Genomic DNA, 12470 nt, shown 5'->3' on the forward strand with positions numbered 1-12470 from the left:
TCCTGAAAAGATAAAGAGAGAGTTGACCAACAAACAATAGGGGCAACTCAAACCAGTGCTCTCCTCACAAGCTACAGCGGAGCCGCGCAGCCCACAAACATCATCGCATGCTCATTGGCATCTTCTCTTGCAGACGACTGCACCATCTAAAAGGGAAGAAAATCCCTGGTGAGAAAGGCAAGCACCTCGGGAGACAGGACCTGCTCATCCGCGTCTGGAATACCATGAAATCCACCATACTGAAATACACGCCGCAGATATTGGCCCCCAAACCAATAACTATGATGCTCCGGCAAATAGAATGTATCGAAGGTGGGACGCAACAGCAAGGCGTTAGGCCCTCCACCAGACACACCATATTTGAAAAAGCGATCAGGGCATACGTCCCAAAACCACTCCCTTCCTGCTCCAAAATCGTCCCAGTCACATTTCTCTGCTACCACTTCTAGAGGAAATAAAAAGAGAGGATCCAAGACTACTCCCAAGCTGGGTGTCCAGGTTCGTTCCTCAGTATCCGGGAAGAGCCCGACCAGATTCACTCCTCCTATGTGTTCATACCAGCAACGTACAAGCATCGGGAGCTTTCCCCCGATCTGCGCTTCTACCGCATCTAACAACTGCTTCGTCTCCGCGGTAGGGAGTTTTCTCCGGGGGGCTTCGGCCTCAAGTATTGCCCACTCTTCTGGCCCAGCCTGGTCATAATACCCTGCTCCAAATCGATACCCGAGCTCTTCCAACCGAGGCAGAAGCAGATCCAGATTATGGTGCATACGTCGCACCATCTCCCGCGACACTTTCCAGGCTTCCGCTTGATACGGTTCCTCATACACCTGCCGCTCTTACCCCTGGAGTTCCGCATACACCTGCTCATAGTCTCCTTGCAGATATCGTTCATACCAGTTTGTCATACGATCTCCTCCTCTTCTCATGAAAAGACACGCTCTTACCCCTCTTTTTATGGAATACAAATATATCACCCTGCTCCTCTCCGAATTGAAAGTGTATGTGGAGCGATACTATTGTTCGTCCAAAGAAGCAGGTGTACAGGTGCATCGACCTGCAATGCATCTGGAGCCGCGCGCGGTCACCAGCGCTTAACTCTTAGTTACTTTTCTTAATTTTGCATGCAGATAATAGCTTACTTCTTGTCAACAATTCACATATTTATTTTACTCTATCTATATCTTTCACCCTAACTACATCTATTTATCAATGATTAAATTAAATTATCGTGATAGACTCATACAACTATATACTTCATGTATTTCTGAAATCTCCATATTATAAGCTCAGCAACTGAATTTTGTCAAGAGAAGAGAAAGTAATGAGGCTGTATCGATATTTTGATGAATAATCAACCACCCTTTCCTGGCTTGAGTTACTGGAGGTCCTCAAACGACGTTACACCCGGCCGGGCGCCTTCTCTCACTTTTGCGGTATCAATACCAGAAACACATAAAATTTCTACATCAACATGACATATATATTTTCAACCGCATCTCCTCATCTATCAGGTCCATATCAGCAGCGCGGGCTCACACCCAGGCTTCTCCCTCTTGTTGCTTCGCCGCTACTGCCACTCCAACTTGAACAGTTCAGACTCTCCATACTGATACACATACATCACGTGCATAAGATGATGTTTCTATATTTCTCTTTTCCCCTTCTTTTTCTACCATACTATTTCTCTTTCCACAATATATCAACTTCTATTCGTCTATCTAGCATATTTCCTACTTATACTTTATTTATATCTTTCAGCCTGCATTATATACAATTCTGCATATATTCCCTTTTTCTCAATAAGTTGTTTATGTGTTCCCTGCTCAATAATCTTCCCGTGTTCAAGAACACCGTTCTACCCTCCGCAAGCTCTCGGATACGGTCTATAAGCTGTATTTCCGCTTTTGCATCTAACGCGGAAGTAGGCTCGTCAACAAAGATAAGTGCGGCATCACGGACAAATGATCGAGCAAGGGCTACTTTCTGCCACTCGCCGCCTGAAAGTTCAATGCCCCCATCAAAGCGTCTCGTCAGTTGTGTGTCATAACCTTATGGGAGTTTCACAGCAATAGCATCTGCTCCAGAGTGATAGGCGGCTTTTTTGATCTGTTCATCAGGGAGAGACAGAGTGTTCGCTTCCACCCCTCCTACCTCAATATTCTGTCGCAAAGTCAACGCGAAACGTGCAAAATCTTGATAGACTGCTGCCATTCGACTTCTCAATGAGAAGAGATCATACATCTTGAGCGGGACGCCATCAAGAAGAATATCCCCTTGATCTGGATCATACATACGTGTTAACAATTTCACAAGCGTACTCTTCCCAGCCCCGTTCACGCCTACCAAAGCGATCACTTTCCCGGACGGGATTTTCGCATGTATCTCATCTAAAACGCTTTTCATCTCTTCTGGATACCCAAAACTCACATTTTGCAATTCCACACCCGTTGAGAGAGAAAGAGGCGCTATCTGGCTTTTCCCCTCAGGCACAAGCACTATCTGAGGATGGGCACTATCAAGGAAGGAAAATAAAGCACGGAGTAAAAGAAGAGCTTCATAGAGCACATTGAGCGAAGCAGAAAGGCCAAACATTTTGCTCTCTGCTTGTATCATCGCGTTAATGTAGAGCGAGAAATCTCCCAGTGAGAGAAATCCTGTTCCTACCTGCACTGCTACATAGGCAAACGAAACGAGAAGCATAAACGCATAGAGCATACCCCACACCAGAACCGATCGAGCCTCACGAGAACGATGTTGTTGAACCTCCGCTAACGCATCGCTACATCGTTCTTGAAAACGAGTATGAAAAAAATTCCCCAAACCAAAAAGGCGTATTTCTTTTGCTGAGATAGGAGAAGTTACCAGACGGAAATAGTACTCCATTTCACGCGCGCTACGAGACCTGCGTACCATTGCTTCGAAAAGCTTCTTCCGATAGTGATATTGAGATCTCAAGTAAGGAATACTGACAATAATCAATCCTAAAGGTATAAAAGGGCTAAGCCTGAATAAGAGAATACAAATTCCAATAAGTGTAATGAGTGTTCCAGGTCCTTTTTGTAGAAATGGAAAAAGTCGAGGAGCCGCGCTTGCTGCATCTTGCACGGAACGAAGTTCATCCCCGAAGGCCGGTCGCTCTATTCTCACTAAATCAACCAGACGAGAGCCGGCTTCAATTAACCGTTTATCTACTTCAGCGAGCGTTTGATCCTCTAAAAGAATAGAGAGCTCCTGGATAAGGGGTTGTACGCCTGCATTTATAAGCAAAAGCACAACATAGCTTAGAGCGAGCGGGAGAACCTGGGGAAGGCCGGCATGTGTAACAAAATGATCTATCACGATTTTCGCAAGCCACACTTGAATCACAGGAAGAATGCTCGATCCCCCAATAAGTACAAGATAGGCAATAGCTAATACTGGAGCTGCTTGTATGACCAGCATTACTCCTCGCATAAAAATACGAACACCAGTATAGGCAGCCTGCCAGAGAATAACGACTCTTCTTCTCATGTATTTCAATGTATTCCCTCCTCGTGAGAAAGCCCTTCTCGAACATACTGAGCTGCCTGGAGCGTATACAGTCGAGCATATTCCCCTTGCCTTTGCATCAGTTCTTCATGACTCCCTTCCTCCCGGATCTGTCCTTGAGATAGGTAAAGAATTGTATCAGCCATACGCACAGAGGAAAAACGATGGCTAATCAGCACCGTCATTCTCCCTTGAGTGAGTTTCTGAAAGTGGCTATACAAGTTATATTCTGCCTGCGCGTCCAGAGCTGCTGTTGGCTCATCCAGGACGAGTAACGAGCAATCACGCAGGAATGCTCTTGCCAGGGCAAGCTTTTGCCATTCTCCCCCAGAGAGTTCTCGCCCACCAAATTCGCGCCCAAGTGGCGTATCTAATCCTCGGGGTAGCTGATCAATAAAATGAAGCATGTCCGCTTCTTCAGCGGCACGACGTAAGAGAGAACGATCTTGCATGCAGGAAAGATTACCCACCCCGATATTCTCACCCAGAGTGAATTCATAACGTACAAAGTCCTGGAAAATTGCTCCCATATGGGCGCGTAAATCATCCAGATCATACTTTCGTAAATCAATTCCATCCAACAATATACGTCCTTCAGTCGGATCATAGAAGCGAAAGAGGAGCTTAATGAGCGTTGTCTTTCCAGCTCCATTCGGTCCCACAAGAGCAGTACAGCAATTCGGTTTCAGATGAAAAGAGAGATCTCGCAGGACAGGCTCAGTGCTTTGCGGATAGCAAAAGGTGACATGTTCAAAAGTGATACCATGCCTGATCTGACAGGGAACAGAATGCGGATGTTCAGCAAGTGAAAGATCAGGGGGGAGCATGTAGAACACGGAACAAACCCGGTAAGAAATTCAAGAGCACAGGAAGAAAACCAAGCGAAAAACCTGCGTTGCTTAAATTATTTTGGAACAGAAAGACAATTCCGCTATAGAGTACAAATTCTCCGATCGTAGCTCGGCCCTGTAAAACAAGCCACGCAGTGTAGAGATACACACAGCCGGCCGATGCCGCAGACAAACAACTGCTTAATGTTGTCACTGCCATAAGCTTATGACGAAGTCTATCAAGCGGCGTTTTGATATCAACAAATATCCTGCTGTATACCTTTTTGAAAAAAGGACCGAGGTTGTATAAACGTATATCTTTTGCTGCTTCTGGAAGCAGAGGAAGATCACGTATATACTGAAGGCGACGGGCTTCAGGAGTTTGCCTGTAAAGGCGACTGGTCGTGCGATGGCGATATTCCCATTGAAGCACCATCTGAGGTAGACTCGCCAGAAATAGAATAAAGGGGACGAAAGGATGCAATGTAAATAGGATAAAGCTGAGAGCAATGACAGTAAGAAAAGCTATAACGGCTTGCAATCCATATATAACTAAGTTAAAACTTCCTGTAATAGCTTCCTTCCGAGCACGCTCAACATCATTCACAAATGCAGGGTCTTCAAAGCGCTCAAGCCCCTGCCATGTATTGGCCGCAACAAGTAATTGTTCGGTTACATAAGCGGTGAGATGATCACCTACCTGGTTTTGAAATGTCAATGAAAGGGGGCCTATAAGCTGGCTAGCGAACATAACCAGTACTGTTGCAGCAATCCAACCAGCCAACGGGAGCCAGTATTCCCAAAAATGTAAGGAATGTATGATGCCAAGATCAAAGGAGGCACGATCTATAACAGCTCGAAAAAGAAATAATTGTAGTGGAACAAGCAATGACTGGATTATGAGCAAGCTGATTACACTCATCGTTAATAAAGGGCTGGCTCGCCAGAGTAATAGAGCCGCAAGTCTGACCAGTTGCCATGTTTCGATTGTTCTCTGACCAAACCTTCTTCGTTTACCCATAGCAGTTTCTCCCATCACATACAATGAGCCTGTTTGATCCCTCTTACATCAACACAAAATCCGTAGAGGCCAAGCTCACCATCTACAGTTGCAAAGATCGGCTCTCCCGGGCGCTCCACGTCTCGGGAATAATCGAGCAAACCATCTTCCTGCTCACATTCTTTTCGGCTGTCAAGCCGCGAGAGATCTTTTATCGAAACACCAACAAAACCGAGCAATACTATACCTTTGAGGACTGGATTCTCTTTGCTGCCCTGCTGGAACGAGGCTCAGCGGAAGAGAAAAACGCGTCAAATATATAGGAATGATTGCCAATTGTGTGATACAGAACAACGTGATTGACCTCAAAGCCGCGCTCAATGCTCTGTCCTTGAAGCACATCACCCCAACCATTGACAAGTGAGCGGCACTCTCACCCCTATCAGACACGTCATATCAATGCTCGGACAATCAGGAACTGGATCTTTCCCGGGTTGCTGCACTGTCAGTCGATGCACTGGCCTTTGAGCGCAAGCCGAAACAGGAACTCCTGGGATGCAATGATGCCAGCACTTGCATCAATGAGAGGGAACAAAGGGGCTTCACCCACTCCCCTTCCGTAAACGATCGGGCGCCGGAGAGCAAGCACATCGGTTTCCTCTGGGGAGCCCACGGCACACCAACACCATTGACAGAGATACGCCCATACAAGATGACCTACTTGCCCTCAAATGAAGAGCCTGGTATTCCGCATATGAAAACTCATGGGACACAGGTTTATCAACCATCTGCTTCCTGAACGGGATCATGAGACTCTATTTCTGCTGCTCCGGAATACTTGCTAAGACAGCATCAACTGTTCTGCGACCAGAGCTGTTGCACACTCGTGGATCAGGCGGTACTGCGCCGATGGCAGGTGCACAAAAAATGGGCCGGCTTTTTGGCTGTGGAGGCATATGTAGAGTGACTCCCCCGCACAGTCTCAACAAGGGGTTCCCAGGTTCCAGCGAAGCATTTTCGTTTAACCCGGAAAGAAACGAACGTCCAGATGGAAAGAGAGCAGCCGCCCGCTGCCCTGCTATCCCATTCCTCTCCAACCTCTCTTATGCTCCATCCATCTTTGTGCTTTACAGTAAATTTGACGATGTATTCACCATAAGCAGCAATCACTTCATAGTGTATCATAAAAGGTGGCTGTTGTGAAGAAGAAAAGAAAATTTCATTCAACGAGCAGACACAGGGCTTTCAAGCGCTGTTTGCATGTGTCTATTCTCTTGCCCCAGACACGCGAGCATGGGATACGCTATTGATGCGATGCGAGAGACCGTTCCTTTGGATCTCTCTGTCCGCGACTCCGTGTTCTGTTCTCCATATTGCCAGAGGTCCAGGTTCAGCGCGACATTTTGTGACCCTCATACACACATTACTCCAATATGCCCCCCATTCTCCCTTGCTTTTCGTCTTTCTTTCTGCTATACTCAAGTTAGTATACTCAAATTTGAATATACGGAGTTCGCGAATCAAGTCTGAGCATATGGAGGAACGTATGCAAGAACACAACCCTCACACGTATACCTTGAATGCAGAAGCTGAGACGAACGCTCTCTGTGAAGGGTTTGTCCGTGTGATCGAACAACACATCGCCACGCATCCCAGGAAAGAGGCGCTCCTGACCGAGCTTCAGCAACAGCAGGCACACCTTGAGGCCACACACCAGGACTGGATTGTTGACATGCCAGCGAAGTATAATCTCAAGATGGTTGTACTGGTACTGGCAGCCTATCGCGTCTTGCAAAAAGAACTCCCTCGTGAGGAGACTCTGAAATTGATACGCGAGGCATTTATCAAGCCAACAGAAGGCTTTGTCCGTCAATTCACCAGGCAGATGCTCGATGAGGCCGCCGACCCTTTTCAGGCAATCATCAATACATCCAAAACCAGGGAGCAAGATGCTTTTGGCAAAGGGTTCAGCTTTGAGCGGGCACAAGACGACAAGCAGGCATACCTGCTCAACGTGAAACGATGCTTCTATCATCGCTTCTTTGTCGCCAATGGTACGCCTGAACTCACCCGCATCTTCTGCGACTATGATGCGACCTGGATCGGAGCAATTGATCCCAAACGGCACGGCATACGCTTCGAGCGTCCGAGTACTCTGGGATATGGGGCAACGATGTGTCCTTTCCATTTCTATCGAACAGGAGAAAACGACAGAGCATGAAAAGTACGCGCTTGATGATACTGGGTCTGCTTACCCGGACCCCGCAACATGGGTACGAGATCCAGAGGTGGTTGGAGGAAAGCCGTACTGAAACCTGGGCACAGGTACGTCCAGGTTCCATCTACCATGCATTACAACAACTTCAGAAGGAAGGCTTCGTGCAGATCCAGGAAATTACCCATACAGGTCACCGGGCAAAAGCAATCTATGCGTTGACGCAAGCCGGGCGACAGGAATTTCAGAGACTGCTTATCGAAGCTTTCCGCCGTCCTCCTCAGGCCTTCCCGGCTGAATTCTATACGGCGCTGACCTTTCTCCAGGAGCTTCCCGCAGAAAAAAGGAAAAACCTGATTGATGCACTTATCCCGAAGCTTGAGCAAGAAATCACCTCATGGGTTGAGGGCGAGGAGCAAAAGCACAAAGCGTTTCCACTCCCCGCTCATCTTCGCGCCCTGTTCGCGAACGGCAAGGAGCATCTGGAAGCCGATCTCCGCCTGCTCTACCGCCTTCGTGACATCCTCTCGGAAGAGAGCGACTGAGCGATTGTCAGATCATTTGACCACAGATAGCGATCTCATGAAGCCAACCTGTGCCAGTTCTCGCCATCCTATTTTTGTCTATGTGAGAATGCGCTGCATTTCTCCTCAACGTATAAGGGTTCAGAGGAGGGAAAACCATCTGTTTCTTGCTTTTTTATTGGGTGATGATATACCTTGCTGTGCAACACAGCCAGGAAAGGTTGTGGCGACTTTTTCCAGTTCTCAGCTTCCAACCAGGAGACTTAAAGACAAGGTTGAAGGCCGTGAAAACAAGGCCAGTCTTTGAGCCGCGTGACTCCCCCAGATCTTTGCTGTTTTTAACTTATTGGCGCAAACATCCATTTCGACACCAAAACGGGTCAAATTCGTCGTGATACAAGTCTTGATATGACAAGTTTGTATGCTGTTCTAATGGCGCACATTCATCCCGCCCCGTTACGGGGGACGGGACTTCCTGCACCTGTGGTTTATGAGCCAAGCGCTTCCTCTCTCGCGGGATCCTTGACGTTGGCAATAAACCAGTTGGGATACGGCTGTTGGGGAGCTGTGAGCTTGTCCAGTTCCGCAAGCTCATCTGCACTGAGCTGCACCTGCGCGGCGACCAGATTCTCCTCTAACTGCTGCACTTTGCTTGCTCCCACCAGAAGAGAAGTCACATGACGACGGGATAACAGCCATGCGAGAGCGACCTGCGCAGGCGTGGCCCCATGCTTGGATGCGATGGATTTCAAAAGATCAACAACATCATACCCATGCTCACGGTTAAATGGAATGATGTCAAAGCCGCTCAGGCGTCCCTCCTGTTGTTGAGGCTGCTCCCTGCTATATTTGCCAGAGAGAAACCCGCCCGCCAGCGGACTCCACACAAGCACACCTATCCCGGCATCCCGGGTAAAGGGCACTATCTCATGCTCTACATCGCGGCCGACGAGTGAATAATAGACTTCCGCCGCTCGGAATTGCGCCCAATGATTGGCCTGTTGCAGTCCAACCGCTTTCGCCGCCATCCATGCAGGCCAGTTTGAGAAGCCGATGTACCGCACCATACCTTGACGCACCAGATAGTCAAGAGCTTCTAACGTCTCTTCAAGCGGTGTATAGGGGTCGATGCAGTGGACAAGGTAGAGGTCAATGTAATCCGTTTGCAACCGCTTCAGGCTGGCTTGCGCCTGCGCAATGATGTGCTGCCGCGAAAGACCAGCATGCAGCAGGGCTTCCCCGGTGCGCATTCCCACCTTCGTTGCAATCACCACATCCTTGCGATGGCTTCCTAGAGCTCGCCCAAGCATCTCTTCAGATTGTCCATCCGCATAGGCATCAGCGGTGTTGAAGAAGGTAACACCTGCATCCAGCGCACCTGCAACCAGACGATTCGCTTCCTCCTGGCCAACTTTGTAGACGGAAGCGAACGCGCCTTGTCCCGAACCAAATGTCATCGCGCCGAACGCGAGACGAGAAACGACTAACCCTGTATTTCCCAGACGAGTGTACTGCATCTCTTTTCCTCATTTTCTTAGTCTAAGCTTCCTGCTTACCCCGGCCTCTTTGCGCCATCTTTCTCACACTTCAATGTGGAAACCTGTTTGTATTGACCAGCATAACATCACCTGCTCGCTCTGTCCAAGACATGCATTCTCTTGTGTGATAGAATAGCTCTATCAGAAACCACACGGAAGGAACCTCATGGAACTACGGGTGCTTCACTATTTCGTCGTGCTGGCCGAAGAACTTCACTTTGGCAGAGCCGCCAGCCGCTTACTGGTCGCACAACCCTCATTGAGTTATGCCATCAAAGAACTGGAACAAGATCTCGGCGTGACCCTCTTCAATCGCAACCGCAGAGGCGTGGCACTCACCAGGGCGGGGCAAGCCGTGCTCGTTGAGGCCAAACGCACCCTCGCGCAAGCGGAACGCGTGTCTATCATCGCCCGTCAGTTTCAAGCCCAGCAGATGCATCTTCTCCGTATAGGCTTTGAGGCAACCGGCGCAGGCACTGTCGGCACGGCAGCCCAGAAACGCTTCGTTGAACTGCACCCCGAGGTACGCATTGTCCCGAAACGCTTTGATTGGGGTGCAGAAGCGGAGGCGTTGCGTTCAGGACTGGTTGACATGGCGTATGTCTGGCTCCCCTCTGATATGCAAGGCTTACAGATGGAGATCATCGCTACCGAAGCCCGCTTTGTAGCGATGGCATACACACACCCTCTGGCTTCACGCACACAGCTTCAGATCATGGATCTCGCGGAGGAACCATTGTTGTGGACAAAGAAGGCCCCCAAAGCATGGGTTGATTGGTGGGCAGTCAATCCTCGTCCAGACAATAGGGAGCCCGTCTGGGGGCCAGTCAACGATAACGTCGAGGAGATGCTTGAGCAGGTAGCCACTAATACAGCTATTTGTATCGTGCCCGCCTCTATGGCGAGCTATTACGGCCGGCCTGATCTGGTCTGGCGCCCCCTCATCGATGTCGAGCCGCTTCACATTGCCATTGCATGGCGTGAGAACGAAACTAATGAGCTTGTGCAGGACTTCGTTTCCCTGTGTGTAGAAGAGGGCAAGCGATGACAAGCCAACAGCTAAGGACAAGACATATATCTGTAAATATTCTCAAAATCAACGTAATCAGAGGAACCATCCTTCCCGGTATAGGACGCCCGCCAGAGAACTCTAACCAGATAGTGCAATTCGTCTAGAGCAATGACAGAGAGGGAGATAACCTTCACTGAGATGTTCCCAGGCTCCTGTAAAAAGCAAAACCCCGGGGAATGGCCGCCAGGAATTGTGCACCATTCCTACGGCATGCCCCCATCAGGGTTAGCCTCCAGAAAACATGGTGTAAAGACAGCCGTTATAGCCGCAGCATCAAGCCGGGAAGGGTCGGCTCAAAGCCTGCTTGAACAAAGCTCATACGCTGAGAACATATGATGCACCAGTAGTTCGTTGTATGAATATTTGTCACCCGACTCTTCTTTTTAATTCTATATATCTGATGAGAAAATATACACGTAATACACCTCCCATTTATCCATTGTTTGTTCTAAGAAAGCGTTTGCTAAAGAGTATTCGGAGATGGAGCCGCGCCAACCGAGCGACCATGAGCTTGCTCAGGTGGGCAAGTCGAAGCAAACCAATAAAGTCTATGCTCTTCCGAAAGCCACACGCAAACCTGCCGCCAGGTCAGCAAGCGCCTGTTTTCCACCATCCAGTACATCATACATACCCACAAAACCGTGAATCATGCCATCGTAGCGCTTGAGGATCACGGGTACTCCGGCTTCCTGCATACGCCCGGCGTAGAATTCGCCCTCGTCACGCAATGGATCATACTCGGCGGTAATGACCAAAGCTGGTGGAAGACCACTGAGATCCTGCGCCAGTAAGGGGGAAGCATAGGGCTGCCTGGCTTCTTCCTTACCGGAGAGATAGAGGTCCCAGCACCAGATCATATGCTTCTTTGTCACAAAGTACCCTTCGCCATTCTCTTCATAGGAAGGCTTGCTTCGACTGTAATGATCGGTCACAGGATATATCAACAATTGATAGGATAATTTGGGAGTGCTACGATCTCGGGCCATCAAGGCAACAACAGCAGCCAAATTGCCACCAGCGCTATCCCCACCAACAGCTATACGTTCAGGATCGCCATTGAAACTGCTGGCATGTTCTTCTGCCCAGCAAGTAGCTACGTAACAGTCTTCTAGCGCAGCCGGATAGGGATGCTCCGGGGCCAGACGATACCCGACCGAAAGAGTGATGCAGTTGGCAGCATGGGTAAGTTCCCGGCAGAGAGCATCATGGCTCTCAATTGAGCCATACACCCAGCCGCCCCCATGAGCGAAAACGAGGACTGGAAATGGTCCTTTGCCTTCTGGGGTATAGATACGAATCCGAATCTTGCCAGCAGGTCCAGCTATCTCACGGTCCTCCACGCGGCCAACGACTCGCTCGCCAGCCAGAGTACGTATTGCTGCACGAGCAGTTTCAACAGGGAGCGTCTCCAGGGGCGGAACCTCCAGAGCCTCCATCTGGTCCAGCAGAGCCTGGACCTGTGGATCAACAGGCATAAATTACCTCCTTCTAAAAGCGAGCCCTGGTACATTTCAGGGCTTATTTCCTTTGGCAATGGGTGGAGTGCTTGCCTACCAGGAGGGTGCAGGGCTTCAGGCTCCATCCGACATAAGAGGTGAGAGCGGCTTCCCGCTTCCATCGGTTGTGCATCCCTCCCGTCACTTCCTCGACGAGGCACAATGAGAAAATGTGACTGCGTGAAGGAAGTGTTTTAGCTCCGCTTTTGACCACTACTGAAAATCTGAACCGGATATCGCTGAGCCAGTCACATTTTTTTGCTG

The 12470-nt window shown here is 49.1% G+C and carries 11 protein-coding genes and 1 pseudogene; 6 read left to right on the forward strand and 6 right to left on the reverse strand.

Features of this window, described 5'->3' with window-relative positions:
• Window positions 1-146: 146 nt before the first annotated feature.
• The gene (locus KTH_RS10250) at window positions 147-830 is read right to left on the reverse strand and encodes a hypothetical protein (RefSeq protein WP_497618356.1); all 684 of its coding nucleotides are present in this window, start codon (window positions 828-830) and stop codon (window positions 147-149) included.
• Window positions 831-957: 127 nt separating this feature from the next.
• On the opposite strand from KTH_RS10250, the gene KTH_RS10255 reads away from it, so the two are divergent.
• The gene (locus KTH_RS10255; RefSeq protein WP_497618357.1) at window positions 958-1098 is read left to right on the forward strand and encodes a hypothetical protein; all 141 of its coding nucleotides are present in this window, start codon (window positions 958-960) and stop codon (window positions 1096-1098) included.
• A gap of 669 nt (window positions 1099-1767) precedes the next feature.
• Here the strand turns inward: KTH_RS10255 and KTH_RS10260 are convergent.
• The 3 genes and pseudogenes from KTH_RS10260 to KTH_RS10270 all read right to left on the reverse strand — a co-directional run bounded on the left by KTH_RS10260 (window position 1768) and on the right by KTH_RS10270 (window position 5400).
• A pseudogene (locus KTH_RS10260) lies at window positions 1768-3513 on the reverse strand (ABC transporter ATP-binding protein).
• Between the two features lie 5 nt (window positions 3514-3518).
• Complete coding sequence (locus KTH_RS10265) at window positions 3519-4358, reverse strand: ABC transporter ATP-binding protein (RefSeq protein WP_497623214.1); 840 nt, start codon at window positions 4356-4358, stop codon at window positions 3519-3521.
• Window positions 4345-5400, reverse strand: a complete 1056-nt coding sequence (locus KTH_RS10270; protein WP_497618358.1) for an ABC transporter ATP-binding protein — start codon at window positions 5398-5400, stop codon at window positions 4345-4347. The genes KTH_RS10265 and KTH_RS10270 overlap by 14 nt, the downstream gene beginning before the upstream one ends.
• A gap of 5 nt (window positions 5401-5405) precedes the next feature.
• On the opposite strand from KTH_RS10270, the gene KTH_RS10275 reads away from it, so the two are divergent.
• From KTH_RS10275 to KTH_RS10285, 3 genes are all read left to right on the forward strand, one after another.
• The gene (locus KTH_RS10275; RefSeq protein ID WP_497618359.1) at window positions 5406-5684 is read left to right on the forward strand and encodes a Tn3 family transposase; all 279 of its coding nucleotides are present in this window, start codon (window positions 5406-5408) and stop codon (window positions 5682-5684) included.
• A 1223-nt stretch (window positions 5685-6907) separates the two neighbouring features.
• Window positions 6908-7582 carry an L-2-amino-thiazoline-4-carboxylic acid hydrolase gene (locus KTH_RS10280; RefSeq protein ID WP_497618360.1) on the forward strand — a complete coding sequence of 225 codons (675 nt, stop codon included), beginning with the start codon at window positions 6908-6910 and terminating at the stop codon, window positions 7580-7582.
• A complete protein-coding gene (locus tag KTH_RS10285) occupies window positions 7579-8121 on the forward strand; it encodes a PadR family transcriptional regulator (protein ID WP_497618361.1) in 543 nt (180 codons plus the stop codon). The genes KTH_RS10280 and KTH_RS10285 overlap by 4 nt, the downstream gene beginning before the upstream one ends.
• 467 nt (window positions 8122-8588) lie before the next feature.
• Here KTH_RS10285 and KTH_RS10290 read toward each other — a convergent pair whose 3' ends face one another.
• Window positions 8589-9617: an aldo/keto reductase gene (locus KTH_RS10290; RefSeq protein WP_497618362.1), complete on the reverse strand. Its 1029-nt coding sequence runs from the start codon at window positions 9615-9617 to the stop codon at window positions 8589-8591.
• A gap of 187 nt (window positions 9618-9804) precedes the next feature.
• On the opposite strand from KTH_RS10290, the gene KTH_RS10295 reads away from it, so the two are divergent.
• The gene (locus KTH_RS10295) at window positions 9805-10686 is read left to right on the forward strand and encodes a LysR family transcriptional regulator (RefSeq protein ID WP_497618363.1); all 882 of its coding nucleotides are present in this window, start codon (window positions 9805-9807) and stop codon (window positions 10684-10686) included.
• 572 nt (window positions 10687-11258) lie between these two features.
• Here KTH_RS10295 and lipP1 read toward each other — a convergent pair.
• Window positions 11259-12185 (reverse strand): LipP1 family hormone-sensitive lipase, encoded by a 927-nt coding sequence (gene lipP1, locus KTH_RS10300; RefSeq protein ID WP_497618364.1) that lies wholly within the window; start codon window positions 12183-12185, stop codon window positions 11259-11261.
• Between the two features lie 52 nt (window positions 12186-12237).
• Between lipP1 and KTH_RS10305 the strand changes: the two genes are divergently transcribed.
• Window positions 12238-12372: a hypothetical protein gene (locus KTH_RS10305; protein WP_497618365.1), complete on the forward strand. Its 135-nt coding sequence runs from the start codon at window positions 12238-12240 to the stop codon at window positions 12370-12372.
• Window positions 12373-12470 lie beyond the last annotated feature (98 nt).

This window comes from Thermosporothrix sp. COM3 (assembly GCF_059696735.1).